This window comes from Sphingomonas sanguinis, assembly GCF_019297835.1.
Taxonomy (GTDB): Bacteria; Pseudomonadota; Alphaproteobacteria; order Sphingomonadales; family Sphingomonadaceae; genus Sphingomonas; species Sphingomonas sanguinis_D.
In genome coordinates this window covers 4,029,285-4,047,304 of record NZ_CP079203.1, presented here as the reverse complement: position 1 = coordinate 4,047,304, position 18,020 = coordinate 4,029,285, and the positions used below count along the sequence as shown (strand labels likewise).

At 68.5% G+C, this 18,020-nt stretch carries 15 protein-coding genes; 11 read left to right on the top strand and 4 right to left on the bottom strand.

The window, feature by feature from the left end; genetic code table 11:
* Positions 1 to 34: 34 nt before the first annotated feature.
* From KV697_RS18650 to KV697_RS18640, 3 genes are all read right to left on the bottom strand, one after another.
* On the bottom strand, positions 35 to 4,201 hold the full coding sequence (locus KV697_RS18650; RefSeq protein ID WP_219019454.1) for a translocation/assembly module TamB domain-containing protein: 4,167 nt from the start codon (positions 4,199 to 4,201) through the stop codon (positions 35 to 37).
* The gene (locus KV697_RS18645) at positions 4,198 to 6,216 is read right to left on the bottom strand and encodes an autotransporter assembly complex protein TamA (RefSeq protein WP_257575443.1); all 2,019 of its coding nucleotides are present in this window, start codon (positions 6,214 to 6,216) and stop codon (positions 4,198 to 4,200) included. The genes KV697_RS18650 and KV697_RS18645 overlap by 4 nt, the downstream gene beginning before the upstream one ends.
* A 112-nt stretch (positions 6,217 to 6,328) precedes the next feature.
* Positions 6,329 to 6,556: a hypothetical protein gene (locus tag KV697_RS18640; RefSeq protein ID WP_219019453.1), complete on the bottom strand. Its 228-nt coding sequence runs from the start codon at positions 6,554 to 6,556 to the stop codon at positions 6,329 to 6,331.
* A gap of 146 nt (positions 6,557 to 6,702) precedes the next feature.
* On the opposite strand from KV697_RS18640, the gene KV697_RS18635 reads away from it, so the two are divergent.
* Complete coding sequence (locus KV697_RS18635; RefSeq protein WP_219019452.1) at positions 6,703 to 6,888, top strand: hypothetical protein; 186 nt, start codon at positions 6,703 to 6,705, stop codon at positions 6,886 to 6,888.
* A 150-nt stretch (positions 6,889 to 7,038) separates the two neighbouring features.
* On the opposite strand, the gene KV697_RS18630 is transcribed toward KV697_RS18635, so the two are convergent.
* Positions 7,039 to 7,656 (bottom strand): S24 family peptidase, encoded by a 618-nt coding sequence (locus KV697_RS18630; RefSeq protein ID WP_219021507.1) that lies wholly within the window; start codon positions 7,654 to 7,656, stop codon positions 7,039 to 7,041.
* Between the two features lie 96 nt (positions 7,657 to 7,752).
* Between KV697_RS18630 and KV697_RS18625 the strand changes: the two genes are divergently transcribed.
* The 10 genes from KV697_RS18625 to recJ all read left to right on the top strand — a co-directional run bounded on the left by KV697_RS18625 (position 7,753) and on the right by recJ (position 17,999).
* A complete protein-coding gene (locus KV697_RS18625) occupies positions 7,753 to 7,929 on the top strand; it encodes a hypothetical protein (RefSeq protein ID WP_168371576.1) in 177 nt (58 codons plus the stop codon).
* The gene (locus KV697_RS18620; protein WP_219019451.1) at positions 7,926 to 8,279 is read left to right on the top strand and encodes a hypothetical protein; all 354 of its coding nucleotides are present in this window, start codon (positions 7,926 to 7,928) and stop codon (positions 8,277 to 8,279) included. The genes KV697_RS18625 and KV697_RS18620 overlap by 4 nt, the downstream gene beginning before the upstream one ends.
* A gap of 75 nt (positions 8,280 to 8,354) precedes the next feature.
* Positions 8,355 to 10,487: a TonB-dependent receptor gene (locus KV697_RS18615; RefSeq protein WP_219019450.1), complete on the top strand. Its 2,133-nt coding sequence runs from the start codon at positions 8,355 to 8,357 to the stop codon at positions 10,485 to 10,487.
* Positions 10,488 to 10,622: 135 nt separating this feature from the next.
* Complete coding sequence (locus KV697_RS18610) at positions 10,623 to 11,171, top strand: YbjN domain-containing protein (RefSeq protein WP_219019449.1); 549 nt, start codon at positions 10,623 to 10,625, stop codon at positions 11,169 to 11,171.
* 71 nt (positions 11,172 to 11,242) lie between these two features.
* Positions 11,243 to 12,427: an acyl-CoA dehydrogenase gene (locus KV697_RS18605; RefSeq protein WP_219019448.1), complete on the top strand. Its 1,185-nt coding sequence runs from the start codon at positions 11,243 to 11,245 to the stop codon at positions 12,425 to 12,427.
* 142 nt (positions 12,428 to 12,569) lie between these two features.
* Complete coding sequence (locus KV697_RS18600) at positions 12,570 to 13,694, top strand: CaiB/BaiF CoA transferase family protein (RefSeq protein ID WP_219019447.1); 1,125 nt, start codon at positions 12,570 to 12,572, stop codon at positions 13,692 to 13,694.
* A gap of 36 nt (positions 13,695 to 13,730) precedes the next feature.
* Positions 13,731 to 14,282 (top strand): (2Fe-2S)-binding protein, encoded by a 552-nt coding sequence (locus tag KV697_RS18595; RefSeq protein WP_219019446.1) that lies wholly within the window; start codon positions 13,731 to 13,733, stop codon positions 14,280 to 14,282.
* A 139-nt stretch (positions 14,283 to 14,421) separates the two neighbouring features.
* Positions 14,422 to 15,393 (top strand): RcnB family protein, encoded by a 972-nt coding sequence (locus KV697_RS20205; protein WP_257575442.1) that lies wholly within the window; start codon positions 14,422 to 14,424, stop codon positions 15,391 to 15,393.
* 73 nt (positions 15,394 to 15,466) lie between these two features.
* A complete protein-coding gene (locus tag KV697_RS18585) occupies positions 15,467 to 16,153 on the top strand; it encodes a prolyl hydroxylase family protein (protein ID WP_219019445.1) in 687 nt (228 codons plus the stop codon).
* A gap of 91 nt (positions 16,154 to 16,244) precedes the next feature.
* Positions 16,245 to 17,999, top strand: a complete 1,755-nt coding sequence (gene recJ / locus KV697_RS18580; RefSeq protein ID WP_219019444.1) for a single-stranded-DNA-specific exonuclease RecJ — start codon at positions 16,245 to 16,247, stop codon at positions 17,997 to 17,999.
* Positions 18,000 to 18,020: the final 21 nt, after the last annotated feature.

Here is an 18,020-nt window from a genome sequence, read left to right as displayed (position 1 = left end):
TTCGCTCCTCTTCGCATTCGCGCGGGCCAACGCCTCAATAGTCCTTGGATATCCGCACATTCAGATTCTGCCGCCCCAGCGTCGAGATGCTGGAGAGCAGCGATAGCCAGCGCGTCACCTGGAACTCGATCTGGGTCGCAGAATAGCCCTGCCCGTCGGTGATGATCTCGGCATAGAAACGCCGGGTGATATATTTGCCCGCCGCGACCGAGGTGCCGCGCCCGATCTGCACGTCGGCGGGCAGCACGCGAAGCCGGTCCAGCCCCGCCGCACGCCGCACCGCGTTGATCGGGTTCAGCCCGTTGCCACCATCCTGAAGCGCGGCCACGGCGGCGGCCAGCTGCAACGCCTCCGGTGCCGACAGGCTGGCGATCGAGGTGCCGAACAACAGGCGCGACAGCAGCTCGTCATTGGGCAGCGCGGGCGTGCTGGAAAAGCCGATCTCGGGCTTTAGCGCGGTGCCGGTCACGCGGATCGTCGCGCTCAGCCCCTGCACATTGGCGTTGGCGGCGATGTCGAGCGCGGGGTTGGCGGGCACTTCTCCGCCGAAGCGGATGATGCCGCGCGCCAGATCGAAATCGCGCCCCGCAAATTCGTAATCGCCGCGGATCAGCGTCGCCTGGCCGGTGATCGCGGGATTGTCGGGCGTGCCACCGATCTTCAGGTCCGCCGACCATTCGCTGTTCAGCCCCAGGCCGGACACGATCAGGCCGTTGGGCGCATGGGCCTTCACCGCCAGCGTCCAGGGCTTGCGCGGGACATCGTCCTCCTCGCCGCCGCCCGGGATATTGATCTCGCGGATGTTGAGCTGCGGCACGGCAGTCGCCGCCGTCGCGCGGCCCAGCCGATAGCGGCTGCGGTTGAGCACCACATCGCCGCCGATCGTGCCGCCCGCGCCGTCCGAATGGAAGGTCAGCGGCCCCGTCACGGTGGCGCCGATATCGTCGCGCGCGATCATCACCGCATTGCTGGCATTGAGCGCCAGGTCGAGGCCGACGCCCTTGGCGGCGGCGAAGTCGAACTGACCGGTGCCGCTCACCCGCCCGTCCTTGCCCGCCTGTGCGGCGAAGCGATCTATGACGAGACGCGATCCGCCGAACCGGCCGCTGGCCTGCACGTCGGTTAGGACGGTACCGGTGGTCGCACTTTCGATCCGCGCGCCGACCGCCTTCACCGCACCGCGAATGACCGGCTGGTTGAGCGATCCCGTCACGTCCGCGCCGATCGCGACCGGACCGGACAGGTCGAACATCTCGACACCGGTCAGCCGCCATAAGGTATCGGCAGGCCCGGCATAGCGAAGCTGCGCGATCAGCCGTCCTGCCTGCATCCGGCTGGCCCAGTCGCCTGCGCCGCCGGGCACGATCCCAGGTACGATCAAAGCCTGGCCGCGCCCGATGATCTTGCCGCCCGACGCCATGACGGCGCGCACGCCCAGACGGTCGGCGGACAGCACCCCCGCCACACCCATGTCGATCGGACGCGAGGTCAGGACGAGCCCGGCGCGGGTCAGCCCACGGATGGTCAGGTCCGCCTTGCCGGTCGGCGCGCCCGTCGCCTGCCGGATGGTCAGCGTGCCCGTCGCGGTGCCGCCCAGCCCCAGCCCCGGATAGCCGATGTCGAGCACGGCCAGCGGCATCCGCGTCAAGCTGGCTTGAATCTCGGTCGCATCCCGGTCGAACCGGCCCGCCAGCTTCGCCTCGCCGCCCGCAAAGCTCAGCCGGGTCGGCGCGAGGGCCCAGCCATCGCCGTCGCGGGTGACGATGGCGGGCGACAACAATTGCAGCGGCCGCCGGTCGAGCGTCCCTTGTGCGGTGGTCGAGAAACGATCGGGCGACACCTGCGTTACCGTCTGGATCGAGAAGGCACGGCCCCGTGATCCCGAAATGCCGACCCGCACCTCGCCATTGCCGCCGCGCATCCGCGCGGTGCCGGTCATCTGCGCGATGTTGAACGCGCCGCGCCGCAGCCCCTGCGCATTGGCCGTTCCCTCGACAGAGGCTCCGGCCGGATCGAGCAGCGCGATCAGGTCGACCCGGCCCTGGCGGACGATGACGCCCGAAAGCTGCGCCTGCCGCGCGGCCAGATGCGCCTCGATCCGCTGGACCTCACCGACCGGGCGGAACAGCAGCTCGCCCGACAGGCCGCCGCCGGTCACGTCCATCCGTCCGGCAAAGCCACCCTGCACGACGTTCAGCGCGCCGGTCGCACGCGCACCCGCCACCAGCAGCGGCTGGATCTGGATCACCGCATCCTGCCCGCGCGGCAACAGGATCGCGCCGCTTGCCTGGAACGGCCCCAGTCGCGAGTTGCCTGCCGCGCGATAGGCAAAGCCCTGATCGGTCGGGTCAAGATGCGCGCGCACATCGCTCAACCCCGTCGCGGCATTGGGCGAGGCGAGTATCAGGTCGAGCGTCGGTTTATCGATCCGCCCGTCCAGCACCATCTGGACCGGGCCGTAGCGCCGCTGCCGCCCGCCGCCGACGAAGTGGAAGCTACCGTCGCGCCGCCGGATCGCCTCGCCGGTCAGGCGGATGTCGGGACCGGTCAGAACCAGATGGTGGAAATGGAAGACGCCGTCCGTCCCCCGCTCCAGATCGGTGGTCAGATGCGGCAATCCGCCCGCCAGCGAACGCAGGAATGCGTTGTCGAGCCGCCGGACCTGGGCCTCCCCTCGCCCGACGACGCGCGTACCATGGCCATCCGGGCCGGGCACGGCGCTCAGCCGCGACTTCACATCGACGATGCCCAGACCGGGGATCAGATAACGCTGGAGCGCGCCGTCCAGCCCGACATCGTAGCGGCCGTTGGTCAGGTCGATGCGCAGGTTGAGCCGCCCCGCCAGCTTGTCGGAACGCAGCGCCAGCCCCTGCCCCATGATTTCGCGCGGGGTGATGCGCAGGTCGCCCGCTGCCGACAGCCGGTGTAATATGCCCCCCGCCGCCTCGCCCACGCCGGTCACGCGCGCGGCGGTGAAGCGTACCGGCAGGATCAGCGGCCAGCGTCCCTGCAACCGCCCCTTGCCCACCGCCGTCGCCTGCTCGAACCCCGTCCGGTCGAAGGCGAAGCGGGTCGCCGCCAGCCGATAGTCGAACGCCGCCCGGTCGAAGGCGCCATCGAGGCGCAGGGTCATCGCGATCGCCTGCCCGCTCATGTTGCGGAACAGCGCCTCGGGCCGGACGAGCTTGGCGTCTACCCGCAGCCCGTCGAAACGGTTCGCGCCCAGATCCACCACGCCCCGCGCGCGCACCCGCAGCACGGGCGAGTGGAGAACGAGCGCGCCGTTCAGCCGACGCTCGGCGAAATCGGCTTGCCCGGCGACGATAACGCGGGGCGCGGTGAGCCGCTGAAGCCGTCCGTGGAGCACCAGCGAGGGCGCGACCTGCCCCGACAGCGCATAGCGGCCCGCCCTTGCCGACAGGCGCAGATCGACCGCACGCTGGCCGCCGATCCGGCCCTTCGCCGTTCCGTCCCAACGCACCCAGCGGCCCGCGCCCGCAACGTTCAGCGTCACGGGTGCACGAACGCCCACCGCCTTGGCCAGCACGCCGTCCTTCGCGCCCCACGCCTCGACCGCCAGATCGAAACGGTCATAGTCGGGCCGGGCATCGAGATGCAGGCGGAGCCGGTCGCTGCCCGCCACCACGCCGTTCAGCGTGACGACCGCACGGCCATCGCGAATGTCCGCCCGCCCCTCGACCTTCGCCACCCGCTCGCGGCCCAGCACGCGCGGCGCGAGGACCAGCCGATCGAGCCGCAGCCGGTCGATGCGGATGTCGAAATTGGGCAGGATCGGGGTCTGCCGCCCGGTACTGCGGGTATGCGGCACATGGAACAGCGTCGCGGTCGCCGCCTCGACTCGGCGAATGTCGAGCGTACCGCGCGCCCAATTCAAGGGCCGCCAGTCGAGCCGCGCCTGCGGGACCTGCACCAGCAGTCCGTCCAGATCATAGACACGCAGATCGACCAGCCGCATGTCGGAATAGAGCGACCCGTCGATCCGCCCGACCGAGAAGCGAAGCCCCGTCGGCGTACGGATGGTCGCGATCCGGTCCGCGACCCAGCGATGCCCGATCGACGTATCCACGACGCCCAACGCTGCCAGTACGATGCCGACCAGCGCCGCCACCGCGATGGCGATCGCGCGTCCCCAACGAAATGGCGCGCGAACAGGCGGCGGAGCGTCCTTTTCCTCGGTCAAAAGGCCTGCCCCAGCGAGACATAGACCGCGACCCGGCTATCCCCCTTTTGCGGATTGAGCGGCGTGCCGACGTCGAGACGGATCGGCCCGAAATTGGAATAGTATCGCACGCCCAGCCCCGTGCCGAAGCGCAGGCCCGTCAGACGCGGCAGCGGCGAGGTCGAGATATTGCCCGCATCCAGAAAGGGCACGACGCCGAAATGGCCGAACGTCCTGACCCGTGCCTCGATCGAGAATTCGGCGAGACTGCGCCCGCCGATCGGATCGTTGTTCGCATCGCGCGGCCCGATCGCCTGAAAGCCATAGCCGCGCACAGAGGCACCACCGCCCGCATAGAAACGCCGCGACGGCGCGATCTGGTCGCGCGGCGCACCCAATATCGTGCCCAGCCGCGTCCGTGCCGCCAGCACCACCCGGTCGCCGAACGGATGGTAGAGGCTGGCGTCGATCTGCGTCCGCGTGTAGCCGAAAACGCTGCCCTGCAGCGACACTTCGGGGCTGATCCGCCCGCCCAGCCGGAAACCGCGCGTCGGGTTCAGCAGATCGTCCGAGCCGTCATAATTGAGGCTGGTCGGCAGCGCGCCGATGAAGAAGGTCCGCCTGCGCGGCTGGCCGGTGCTCTCGATCACGTCGCGCTCGTCGGAGGTCAGCAGCTCGGCGCCCAGCGACCATGTCCAGGTCTTCTGGAAGAAGATGTTGGTCTGGCGCTCCAGCCCGCCCGACAGCGACAGCGTCTTGGCCTCATAGGCGTCACGCAGGATGTGCGCGGCCGAGAATTGCGCGGTCAACACCCGGTCGCGACCCTGAAAATTGTTGCGCCGGAACACGACGGCGCCCAACTGCTCGCGGGTGCCGAGCACGCTGCGCAGGGTCAGCGCACCTTCGGGCGGGAAGAGGTTGCGGTCGGTCCAGTTCACCGTCGCGCTCGCGCCTTCGCCGGTGCCGTAACCCAGCTCGCCCGCGATGGTGTGCGGCGGCGCAGGCTCCAGCGCGACCGCGACGTTCACCGTCTCGGGCGCATCGCCGGGCACAGGCTTCACATCGACCGACGACACGAGGCCCGTCTGCACCAGCGCGCGGCGCAGATCGTCCAGCCCGGCGGAGTCATAGGGCTGGCCGGGTGAGAAGCGGGCAATCTCCTGAACGTGCCTGGCGTCGAACAGCTTGTCGTTGGCCATCACGATCCGGCCATAGCGGCGGGACGACCCCGGATCGACCGACAGATCCAGCGTCGCGGTACGCGCGGCGCGGTCGACCACGATCTGCGGATCACCGACCTTGGCGAAGGGGAAGCCCTCCTCGCCCACCACGGTCTTCAGCCGCGCCTCGCCCGCGACGATGGTGTCGGCATCGACCGGATCGCCTGGGCGAATCCCGAACGCCTTTTCCAGCGGGGCGGCCTTGTCGCCCGCCGCCTTCACCCCGTCCAGCGTCACGCCCGCAAAGCGATAGAGATTGCCCGGCACCGCTTCCAGCAGGACGGTCGGCTCGTTGCCCGGCTCGATCCGGGTCGTCACCTGCGCGTCGTAATAGCCTGCGCCGCGCAGCAAATTGGTCAGCAGCTGGGCGTCCTCGCGCGCGCGGCGGTCGAGCTGCGCGGCATTGGCCGGCTCGCCGTCATTGGCATCGAGCGTCGAGAGCTGCTCGAAACGCTGGCGGACCAGCGCGCCCGCACCGTCGATCCCCTCGACCCGCCAGCGATAGCGCCGCTCGGCAGCGGCATCGACGGTTGCGGTCATCGTCGCCATTGGATCCACCGGCGCCGTCGCCAGATCGGGCCAGGCGACGCCGATCTCCGACAGGGGCGCCAGCGGGGCCGAGGGGTCGAGCATGGTCGGATCGTCGGGCAGATCGCTGCCCGGTATCGTCTGCCCCATAGGCGTCGTGGACGTCGGCGGGGTAGCAGGGCTCGCAATCTGCGCAGCCGCGACGGCGGGCCAGCCCGCGCCGCCAAGACCCATTGCCAAGCATATGATGGCGGCCGAGCGGCGCGGCCGCCCGACGCGGACCATCATGCGCCAATCCCTAGCCGGGCGGATGCGACAGCGACACCCCAAAGCACCATCATCTTGACAGATTTGCCGATCCGGTCGTCGCGAAGCCAAGCGGGTCCGGCGCTCGCACCGATCAATGAACGGTGCCGACCGCCTCTTCGCTGGACAACAGGTCGATCAGCCGCTCTATCTGGCGCCAGCGGCAGAAATGGATGTGATTGCCCAGATCACGGCTGCGATCCGCCCGCGCCGCCGCTTCGCCGCCCGCTGCCAGGCCGAAGGTCTCCATCATCTCGGCGGCGTCCGCCACATCCCGATCGGTCAGGAACGGCGCGACATAGGCATCGCGAAAATCGCGCATGGAATCTCCCCCCGGAACCGCGCTGTGAAACTTCGGAGGGCACCCCTAGGCGCGGGTTATGAATTTAGCCACCCCCTGAAATGGTTAACCCGATTTCGACCATGGATGGCTGGTTTCGCGCCCGCGCATATGGCAGGACAGACGGCATGACCGACCCCCGAAGTCCGCGCCCGCCCCAGTCGTCCGCTCATGCCGGGGGCATCTTCATCGCACTGGGCGTGGTCGGCGGGATCGTCGCGGGGCTGGCGACCGGCGAGGTGACCATGGGGGTGCTGATCGGGCTGGCGATCGGGGTTGCCGTGGCACTGCTGGTCTGGTGGCGGGGTAGGTAAAAACATTCCTCCCCTGCAAGGGGAGGTGGCAGGGCGAAGCCCTGACGGAGGGGTGTAACCATCGGCGAGGATGGTCCCAACTCACGACCGGCGACACCCCTCCACCAGCTTCGCTGGTCCCCCTCCCCTTGCAGGGGAGGAATACATTCATCAGCTCGGCAAGCGCATCTGCCAGACGACCCGCCCGATCACCGCGATCGGACCGTCCGGCACCGGCGGCGCGGTGGGATTGTCGCTGGTGGCGATCAGCCCCCTTGGCCCAGCGCGTACCCGCTTGACCATCAGCGCATCGCCGACCCGGATCACGTAAAGCCCGCCGCGCGCGTTGGGCCGGACATCGCGCTGGTCGACCACCAGATGATCGCCGTCGAGCAGCCCCGGCGCCATCGAATCCCCCCGCACCCGGATCACCGAGGCCGCCCCATCGCTGAGGCCCAGCCGCCGGGCCAGCCCGCGATCGATCGCCTCGACCCCGATCATCACCTCGTCATCGACCGTCGCCCCCGGCCCCGCCGACGCCGCGACCGCCAGCCGGGGCACCAGCATCGGCCCCGTTTCGGGCAGGGCCCCCAGCCGCGTCTCGGCCACCCCGAAAAACTCCGCCAGCTGCCGCCGGTCGCCTTCCGCCAGCACGCGCGGCGTGCCGCGCTGCACGAATTGCTGGAGATAGGCATCGTTGCGCCCGATCATCCGCGACAGCGCCGCCAGGCTCACCCGGGCGTCCGCCGCAAGCGCCTGTAATGTCGCCCTGATATCCGCCTCCGCCATAGGACCGAATATAGGCATAGGATTTTTCCTAGACAAGTTGGAAATCGGAACAGATCATGAACAGAGGAACAGGAATCGGACTTTGGGAGAATGTCCATGGAATTGTTGCGCATGATCGACCGCTATCTGAAAGCCAGCCTCATGCCCGAGACGAAGTTCGGGCGGCTGGCGGTCAATGATCCCCGCTTGGTCAGCGACCTGCGCAAGGGGCGCGAGCCGGGGCCTGAGATGATCGCGCGCGTCACCGCCTTCATCAAGGGACAGACCGCATGACCGTCCATGCCCGGATCGAGCGTGCCATGCCGCCGCGCACCATCCCCTGCCGCCGCCCAGCCGATCGTGGCGAACGGCTGGCCCGCACGCTGGTCGCCCATGCGGCGCGCGCCGGATGCGTGGTGCGGTTGACCGTCGCCATGGTCGAACCCTGGTGCTCGGCGACGTTCAGCGGATCGGTGATCGCCCTGACACTCGACGCCATGCCCGGCCCCGCCCTGACCCGCTGGCTGGCCGCCCTGCCCGAGGCGGACATTCCGCTCGGCCGCGACCTGATCGCCGACATCGCGGTGGAGGCGGAGCCATGCCGGTTGCGTGTCCTGCTCTGTCAGGACGCGGCGAACGGATGACAGGCGCATGAAATTTTCCTTGATATGTTGTAACAAGACTGTAGTCGGCATGGCATCACAAATCGGAGCCGTCCCTTGTTCAAGCCCGTCCTCCTGTCCGGCCTGTCCGCCACCGCGCTTGCCAGCCTGCTGGCCGCTCCCGCCACCGCGCAGACCGCCAATGCCACGACTACCAATCGCGGCCGTGAGATCGTCGTGACCGCACCGGTCCAGCAGTCGGAGGCCGATGTGCTGTCGGGCACCTCGATCGTCACCGGCGCGGAGTTGGAACGCTCGATCCGCCCGACCATCGGCGAGACGCTGGCCCGCCAGCCGGGCGTGTCGGCGACGTCGTTCGGCCCCAACGCCTCGCGCCCCGTGCTGCGCGGTTTCCAGGGCGAGCGTATCCGCGTGCTGACCGACGGCATCGGCTCGATCGACGTGTCGAACACCAGCGTTGACCATGCCGTCGTCATCAACCCGCTGCTCGCCGAGCGGGTCGAGGTGCTGCGCGGTCCCTCCGCGCTGCTGTTCGGATCGTCGGCGGTGGGCGGCGTGGTCAACGTCATCGACACGCGCATCCCGCGCTCGGTACCGGAAAAGGGCTATCGCCTGTCGGGCATGGCGACCTATGGCTCGGCCGCGACCGAACGTTCGGTCGCGGGCGCGGCGGATGTGGCGGTGGGCAAGCAGTTCGTGCTGCACGCCGATGGATCGTACCTGAAGACCGACGATCTGAAGATCGGCGGCTACGTCCTGTCCCCGCGCGCCCGTGCCGAGGCGCAGGCCTCGGCGGCGCAGGCCCCCAACGATCCGCTCGACTTTGCGGGTGTCGCCAACCTGCGCGGCCGCCTGCCCAATACCGCCAGCGAGACCTGGACGGCGGGGGTCGGCGGGTCGCTGATCACCGACACCGGCTCGCTGGGCATCGCGTACAGCCATTATGACAGCCTGTACGGCGTGCCGATCCGCTACACGCTGACGCCCGGCGGCGAAGAGCCCGAGGCCCCGCGCCTCAGCCTGGTCCAGAACCGCCTCGACCTGCGCGGCGAGATCGAGACGGGCGGCGGCTTCCTCGACCGCATCCGCCTGCGCGCCGGGGCCGCCGAATATCGCCACTTCGAGCTGGAAGAGGATGGTGAGGTCGGCACCGCCTTCTACAACAAGGGCATCGAAAGCCGCCTGGAGCTGGTGCAGGCCAAGCGGAACGGCTGGCAGGGTGCGTCGGGCGTGCAGTTCTTCAACCGCGACTTCGATGTGCGCGGCGACGAAGCCTTCCTGCCGCGCAACAACACCGCGCAGGTCGGCCTGTTCACCCTGCAACAGCTGGATCGCGGCGCATTCAAGATGGAGGCGGGTGCGCGCTATGAGCACACCTCGCTGACTGCGCGGACGGCCGTCAGCGACGACCGCTTCTTCCGCGGCCAGCGCAGCTTCGACGCCTTTTCGGGCTCGATCGGCGCCAGCTACGGCTTCGCGCCCGACTGGCGGGCGGGCCTGAACCTGTCGCGCACCGAACGCGCGCCGTCCGCCGAGGAACTGTTCGCCAATGGGCCGCACGCCGGGACCGAAGCCTATGAGCTGGGCAATCCGGACTTCAAGAAGGAGTCGAGCTGGGGCATAGAGGCGACCGTCCACGGCCATGGCGAAGGCTACAGCTTCGACGCCTCGGCCTATTACAACCGCTTCTCCAACTATATCTATGACGCGCTGGTCCAGCAGGGTCCGTGCGAAGCCGCTGCCGCGCCCTCGGGTCGTGAGGTCGACCTGCCCTGCTTCACTTATGCCCAGGCCGACGCCCGTTATTACGGCATCGAGGCGGAGGGCTCGCTGCGACTCGCCACGATCGGCGGCTATGCGATCAATGCCGACCTGCTGGGCGATTATGTCCATGCCCAGATCATCGGCACTGGCCCCGCGCCCCGCATCCCGCCGCTTCGCCTGCTCGGCGGACTGGAAGCGCATTCCGACAGCGTGAACGCCCGCGTCGAGGTGGAACGTAGCTTCAAGCAGAGCCGCGTGCTGGGGCTGGAAACACCGACCGACGGCTTCACGCTGGTCAACGCCTCGGTCCAGCTGAAGCCCTGGGGTGCGGTCAATCCGACGACGCTGACCCTGTCGGCGAACAACATCTTCGACGTCGATGCCCGCCGCCACGCCAGCGTCCTGAAGGACTTCGCCCCGCTGGCCGGTCGCGACCTGCGCGCGACGCTCAGCTTCAAGCTCTGACGCTCCCTCAATCTGCGTTGGAGCACTGGCCCCTTCCCGCTCCAGCGGGCTGGGGCCTTTTCTTTGTCGATACGATTGCGAAACAGACCGGGGGTGATAGCGTGACGACGGTTTTGTAAGGGGGGAGGTAACGACATGCCACGCTGGTCATGGTTGGGGGCAGCATTGCTGCTCGGGTGCGCGGGGGCTGCTTCGGCCAAGGATAGCCAGCCCTGTGCGAAGGACATGATCTGCGCCAGTGCCCCGACCACGGTCGGCGGAGCCATGATCATGGCGGGCTATCAGGGGCTGATTGACACCGATGGCGAAGGCGATCCGATGATCGTCAGCTCGGCTGCGGGCTATAAATTCTACGTCTATTTCTATGATTGCGAGCAGCACAAGGAATGCGCCTCGCTGCAATTCTCGATGCGGCTGACCCCGTCGGCGCCGCGAGACCTCACCTTCGTCAACAAGTGGAACAGCGAAAAACGCTTCGCCCAGATGGCGCTGACCAAAGAGGGCGATCTGCGGCTGACCCATGACGTGTCGACGATCGGCGGCATCAACCGCGCGAATTTCACCGACATGGTCGAATGGTGGTCGACGATGATGGGCATGCTCGACACGTTCATGACGGCCAATCCTCCTGCGGCGGCCAATGCTACCGTGCCGACGCCGCCCGTCGCCAAACCCAAGACCTGACGTGGCGAAGGCCGGGGGTGGACAAAACTCCCGCCCTTCCCGAGAAGCGGCGGACATAAGGAGAGAAACCAATGTCCCCGATGGGCAAGTTCGACTGGGCGGACCCGTTCCTGCTCGACGACCAGCTGAGCGATGACGAGCATATGATCCGCGACACCGCGCGCGCCTATGCCGACGACCGGCTGGCCCCGCGCATCATCGACGCCTTTGCCAACGAACACACCGATCCCGACATCTTCCGCGAGATGGGTGAGCTGGGCCTGCTCGGCCCCACCATCCCGGAGGAGTTTGGCGGCGTCGGCGCATCCTATGTCGCTTACGGCCTGATCGCGCGCGAAGTGGAGCGGATCGACAGCGGATACCGCTCGATGATGAGCGTCCAGTCCAGCCTCGTCATGTATCCCATCCATGCCTACGGCTCGGACGAACAGAAGCATCGCTATCTACCCAAGCTGGCGAGTGGCGAGTGGATCGGCTGTTTCGGCCTGACCGAACCCGATGCGGGTTCGGACCCCGGCGGCATGCGGACCACCGCGAAGAAGGTAGAAGGCGGATACGTCCTGTCGGGTGCCAAGACCTGGATTTCCAACTCGCCCATCGCCGATGTCTTCGTCATCTGGGCCAAGTCGGAGGCGCATGGCGGCGCGGTCCGGGGCTTCGTGCTGGAAAAGGGCATGAAGGGGCTGTCCGCGCCCAAGATCGAGAACAAGCTCTCCTTGCGCGCCTCGATCACCGGCATGGTGATGATGGACGAGGTCGCGGTCGGCGACGACGCGCTGCTGCCGCATGTCGAGGGGCTGAAGGGGCCGTTCGGCTGTCTCAACCGTGCGCGCTACGGCATCAGTTGGGGCGCGCTGGGTGCGGCGGAATTCTGTTTCCACGCGGCGCGCCAATATGGCCTGGACCGCAAGCAGTTCGGCCGCCCGCTCGCCGCGACGCAGCTCTACCAGAAGAAGCTGGCCGATATGGAAACCGAGATCGCGCTGGGCCTGCAGGCCTCGCTTCGGGTCGGGCGGCTGATGGACGAAGGCCGGTTTGCGCCCGAGATGATCTCGATCGTGAAGCGCAACAATGTCGGCAAGGCGCTGGATATCGCCCGTGTCGCGCGCGACATGCATGGCGGCAACGGCATTTCGGGGGAATATCAGGTGATGCGCCACCTGATGAACCTGGAGACGGTCAACACCTATGAAGGCGCGCATGACGTCCACGCGCTGATCCTGGGCCGCGCCATCACCGGGATCGCGGCGTTTTGATCGCTACCCAAATCCTCCCCAAGCTATGCTTGGGGAGGGGGGCCATCGCCTCAGCGATGGTGGAGGGGCTTATGCCCCTACCCCTCCACCACGCCCTGCGGGCGCGGTCCCCCTCCCCATCTTGCGATGGGGAGGATTGAACGTGGCCAAGCCCGCCCCCCTAACCGGCCTGAAGGTCGTCGAACTCGCCCGCATCCTCGCCGGCCCCTGGGCGGGACAGGTGCTGGCCGACCTCGGCGCGGAGGTGGTGAAGGTCGAAAGTCCCGAGGGCGACGACACGCGCCGCTGGGGACCGCCCTTCATCCCCAACCCGGACGGCACGCAGGACGCCGCCTATTTCCACGCGGCCAATCGGGGCAAATCCTCGGTCGTCGCCGACTTCGCCACGCCCGAGGGGCAGGCGAAGGTCCGCGCACTGATCGCCGAGGCCGATGTCGTCATCGAGAATTTCAAGCTGGGCGGCCTCGCCCGTTATGGTCTGGATTACGAGAGCCTGTCGGCGATCAATCCGCGCCTGATCTATTGCTCGATCACCGGCTTCGGGCAGGACGGTCCCTATGCGCCGCGCGCCGGGTACGACTTCATCGTGCAGGGCATGAGCGGCATCATGGACCTGACCGGCGAACCCGGCGGGGCGCCGCAGAAGATCGGCGTGGCGCTGGCCGACATCATGACCGGGCTCTACGCCGTCATCGCGATCCAGGCGGCCCTTCATATGCGCGAGCGAACCGGGCGCGGCCAGCAGATCGACATGGCGCTGCTCGATACGATGACCGGCGTGCTGGCCAACCAGGCGATGAATTATCTCGCCTCGGGCCGGACGCCGACCCGGCTGGGCAATGCGCACCCCAATATCGTGCCCTATGCCGCCTTTCCGGCGAGCGACGGCTGGTTCATCCTGGCGGTCGGCAATGACGGTCAGTTCCGCCGCTTCGCCAGCGTGGTCGGGATTGACTGCGACGAGCCGCGCTATGCGACCAATGCGCTCCGTTGCGAACACCGCGCTGAACTGACCCCGGTGATCGAAGCCGCCACCGCCCGCTGGCCGCGCGACGCGCTGCTGGCGGCGCTGGAAGCAGCAGGCGTTCCGGCAGGGCCGATCAACACGGTCGAACAGGCCTTTGCCGACCCGCAAGTGCTCGCGCGCGGCCTCGCCATCCAGCCCGAGCGGCCGGACGGCTCGACCGTGCCCGGCGTCCGTACCCCGATCCGCTTCTCCGACGCCGACCTTTCGCTCGACCGCGCCGCGCCGATGCTGGGTCGGTAGCCCCCGCCCCGCGCATCGGCTAAGCGGGCGTTCGCGATGTCCAGCTTCACCGTCAACAACCAGCCCGTCCGCTATCGCCTGCCGCCCGACACGCCCTTGCTCTGGGCGCTCCGCGATGCCTCGAACCTGACCGGTACCAAATATGGCTGTGGCACGGGCGATTGCGGCGCGTGCACGGTCGACATAGACGGCCGCGCCGTCCGCAGCTGTCAGGTGCCGATCGGCCGGATCGAGGGCAGCGTCGTCACCACCATCGAGGGTCTGTCGCGCGACCGCACGCACCCCGTCCAGCAAGCGTTCCTCGCCGCCAATGTCGGCCAATGCGGATATTGCATCCCCGGCATGGTGATGGCCGCCGCCGCGCTGATCCACAAGAACCCCGACCCGTCCGAAGAGCTGATCCGCAGCCAGATCACCAATCTCTGCCGCTGCGGCATCTACCCCCGGCTGGTCGAGGCGATCCAGCGGGCCGCCCGCGCCGCACGGGGCGAGGAGACCATTCCCGCCGCGCCGATGCCCGGCACCGATCCGGCCGACGCCGCCCGCACCGTACCGGCGCTGGTCCCCGGCGCGATGCGCGAAGAATGACGCGGCCGCCACAATTCTTTCCCGTTGCTGACAGGCCAGTTCAGCAACCGCTCAACGCAGGTGTGGCAGAAACCGTCTCATGATCGGGGTCGGCTCGTGCGCCGACACATGGGACTGGGCGACGATGAACAGGCATTGGATGGCGGCTCTTCTGGCGGCGACCGCGATGGTGGCGGGGGCGATGCCCGGCATGGTGAGCGCGCAGGCGGTCATGGATCACGGCCCGCAAGGTCGCCGGGAAGGCGGCCCGCCGCGTGGCGATCCCGGCGGCCCCGCTGGTCGACTGGAGCGCAGCGAATCGCGTCCGGTCTTCAACAACCGCGAATCCTTCCCCGAAAACCGCCCGGCCTTCCGCCCGGATCATGCCGAGGCGCCGCGCCCGCCGCAGCCCGCTCCCCAACCCGGCCCGCGCGACGGCGGCGGACGCGGCGAGCGCTGGCGCGACCGGCCCGAGCCTTCGCCCGCCCCCGTCCCTGGCGAGGAGCGCGCCTGGGGCAATCGCGGCCGCTGGCGCGACCAGGCGCAGCCCGCGCCCATGCCCCGGCCCGATCCCGGCCCCAGCGGCGTGCGGGTCGACCGCCAGAATAGCGGCCCCGGCGGCTGGCGCGACAATCGCCAGTCCCGCTGGCAGGACGAGCGCCAATGGCAGGACCAACGCCAGTGGCAGGGGCAGGACGGGCGCTGGCGCGACGACGAACGTCGCCAGCGTGACGACCGTGACCGCTGGCGGCGCAGCTTCGGCGACTGGCGCGACCAGAGCAACCAGTCCTATGGCTTTGCCGAGCGTCGCGCCTGGGCGGACCAGTGGAACCGCAGCTGGCGGCGCGACCGGCGCTATGACTGGATGAGCTGGCGCTCGCTCAACCGCGGCGCCTATCACCTGCCCCGCTATTACGGGCCGAATGGCGGCTATAGCTATCAGCGTTTCTCCAGCGGGGTGATCCTGGAGCCGATGTTCTTCGGCCAGAATTACTGGCTGGACGATCCTTACGCCTATCGCCTGCCGCCCGCTTACGGCTCGTATCGGTGGGTGCGTTATTACAATGACGCGATCCTGGTCGACCTGCGCAGCGGGCTGGTGGTCGACGTGGTGTACGACATCTTCTGGTGATCGGGGCGGGAGGGGCGCGAAGAGCGTCCCTCCCCTCTTGTCTTTGGCCGCGCATCGTCGCACATCGGCGACCATGTCGTTCTTCCAGAGGAAGCCGAAGGGCCATCCCGCCGCCTCTCCGTTGCGCGCCCGTTTCGGAGTCACCGTCGCCGAGCATCTCGATGCGAACCCGGCCGTGACCCGCGTGGCGACCGATACGGCGCAAATCTATTATTATCCCGACTTCCTGACGCCCGCGCAGTGCGGCACGCTGATGGAGATGATCGACGCCAATCGGCGACCCTCGACCCTGCTCTCCGACCGGCCCGATTACGGGTTCCGCACCTCGGAAAGCTGCGACATGGCGCGCTGGTCCCCCGATGTTCAGCCGATCGACGAATCGATCGCCGCGCTGCTTGGCATCGCTCCCGAGCAGGGCGAGACGATGCAGGGACAGCGCTACGCCCCCGGCCAGCAGTTCCGCGCGCATCACGACTATTTCCACGAAAGCGAAAGCTATTGGGAAAAGGTGCGCGTCCATGGCGGACAGCGGACCTGGACCGCGATGATCTACCTGAACGACGTGCCCGAAGGCGGCGCGACCTGGTTCCCCCAGGCGGGCATCCGCGTCGCCCCGCGACAGGGCCTGCTGCTCGCCTGGAACAACATGAAGCTCGACGGCAGCCCGAACGAAATGACGCTGCACGAGGGCATGCCCGTCATCGAGGGCACCAAATACGTCATCACCAAATGGTTTCGCGAGGGCAACTGGGTCAGCTGATCGGGCTTCCCGGTCGCGACGTGCCCTTGTCGCGACTCTGCGCTCCGTGGCATGGCGTTCGCGTGACGTTCCCCCATTTCAAGTTCCGCCCATGACCGACGTTCTCGGCATCGCCCAATCGATCCTGGGCCAGCCCTGGCGCTGGCGTGCGCTCGCCGCCGATGCGCGCGATGGCTTGGGCCATGACGATCTGGTCGCTCAGCTGCTCCTCGCCCGAGGATGCCCGCCCGACGAGGTCGAAGCGCATCGCACGCCCTCGATCCGGGGTTTCATGCCCGATCCGTCGATCTTCCGCGACATGGACCGGGCCGCCGCCCGCCTCGCCGACGCCGTGATCGCGGGCGAGCCGGTCGCCATCTTCGGCGATTACGATGTCGACGGTGCGACCTCGGCCGCCGTGCTGGTACGCCTGCTCCGCGATCTGGGCCTGTCGCCGCGCGCCTATATTCCCGACCGCATGACCGAGGGCTATGGCCCGACCGAGGCGGCGCTGCTGCGCCTTCAGGCCGAGGGCGCGAACCTGATCGTCACCGTCGATTGCGGCGCCCAGGCGTTCGAGCCGCTGGCGGCCGCGCAAGACGCCGGGATCGAGATACTGGTCGTCGATCACCATAAATGCGCGACCGAATTACCCCGCGCGCATGCGGTCGTGAACCCCAACCGCCTGGACGAGGCCGAAGGCGCGGCGCACGGCCATCTGGCGGCGGTGGGCGTCTGCTTCCTGCTCGGCGCCGCGCTGATCCGCACCCTGCGGACGCGCGGCTTCTTCGCGGACCGGGCCGAGCCACGCCTGCTCGATCTGCTCGACCTCGTGGCGCTGGGCACCGTGGCGGACGTCGCCCAGCTCAAGGGCCTGAACCGCGCCTTCGTCGCCCAGGGCCTGAAGGTCATGGCGCAGCGACGCAATATCGGCCTCGCCGCACTGACCGACGCCGCCCGATTGACCCGCGCGCCGACCTGCTCCGACCTGGGCTTTGCGCTGGGGCCACGGATCAACGCAGGTGGCCGCGTCGGCCGTGCCGATCTGGGCGTGCGGTTGCTGACCACCGATGATCCCGCCGAGGCGCGCGCCATCGCCGAGGAACTCAACCACTTCAACGACGAACGCCGCGCGATCGAAGCGGGCATGCAGGCCACCGCTGAAACTACCGTAGACCGCAATCGACAGGTCGCGGTGGTTTCGGGCGAAGGCTGGCATCCCGGCGTCATCGGCATCGTCGCCGGTCGGCTGAAGGAAAAGCTGGACCGCCCCGCCATCGTCATCGCGGTGGACGAACATGGGATCGGAAAGGGCTCGGGCCGCTCCATCTCCGGCGTCGACCTGGGTGCGGCGATCCTGGCCGCCAAGGAGCACGGCCTGCTGATCGCGGGCGGCGGCCACGCCATGGCGGCGGGCCTGACGGTCGAGGCGCACCGTATCGCCGAACTCGCAGACTTCCTGGAGGAACGCCTCGCCGACACCGTCGTCCGCGCCAGCGCGGGCCGCGCGCTGCTGGTCGATGCGGTGCTGGCCCCCGGCGGGGTCAATCCCGGCCTGGTCGGCGCGATGGAGGCGGGCGGCCCCTATGGCATGGGCTGGCCCGCCCCGCGCATCGCCGCCGGACCGTTTCGCGTGATCCGCGCCGATCTGGTCGGCACGAATCACGTCCGCGCCATCGTCGCGGGCGCCGATGGCCGCAGCCTGAAAGCCATGGCCTTCCGCCAGGCCGACACCGCGCTGGGCCAGGCGCTGCTCGGTGCAGGCAGCACCCGCCGCCTGTGGCTGGTCGGCCGCGCCAAGGTCGACGACTGGTCCGGCCGCGACGTCGCCGAACTCCATGTCGAGGATGCCGCATGGGCCGACTAAAAAAAGCGCTTGACGGTTCTG

Coding starts and splice junctions, on each gene's coding strand:
- KV697_RS18645 (WP_257575443.1), bottom strand. CDS start 6,216: ATGATGGTCCGCGTCGGGCGGCCGCGCCGCTCGGCCGCCATCATATGC.
- KV697_RS18640 (WP_219019453.1), bottom strand. CDS start 6,556: ATGCGCGATTTTCGCGATGCCTATGTCGCGCCGTTCCTGACCGATCGG.
- KV697_RS18635 (WP_219019452.1), top strand. CDS start 6,703: ATGACCGACCCCCGAAGTCCGCGCCCGCCCCAGTCGTCCGCTCATGCC.
- KV697_RS18630 (WP_219021507.1), bottom strand. CDS start 7,656: ATGGCGGAGGCGGATATCAGGGCGACATTACAGGCGCTTGCGGCGGAC.
- KV697_RS18625 (WP_168371576.1), top strand. CDS start 7,753: ATGGAATTGTTGCGCATGATCGACCGCTATCTGAAAGCCAGCCTCATG.
- KV697_RS18620 (WP_219019451.1), top strand. CDS start 7,926: ATGACCGTCCATGCCCGGATCGAGCGTGCCATGCCGCCGCGCACCATC.
- KV697_RS18610 (WP_219019449.1), top strand. CDS start 10,623: ATGCCACGCTGGTCATGGTTGGGGGCAGCATTGCTGCTCGGGTGCGCG.
- KV697_RS18605 (WP_219019448.1), top strand. CDS start 11,243: ATGTCCCCGATGGGCAAGTTCGACTGGGCGGACCCGTTCCTGCTCGAC.
- KV697_RS18595 (WP_219019446.1), top strand. CDS start 13,731: ATGTCCAGCTTCACCGTCAACAACCAGCCCGTCCGCTATCGCCTGCCG.
- KV697_RS20205 (WP_257575442.1), top strand. CDS start 14,422: ATGGCGGCTCTTCTGGCGGCGACCGCGATGGTGGCGGGGGCGATGCCC.
- KV697_RS18585 (WP_219019445.1), top strand. CDS start 15,467: ATGTCGTTCTTCCAGAGGAAGCCGAAGGGCCATCCCGCCGCCTCTCCG.
- recJ (WP_219019444.1), top strand. CDS start 16,245: ATGACCGACGTTCTCGGCATCGCCCAATCGATCCTGGGCCAGCCCTGG.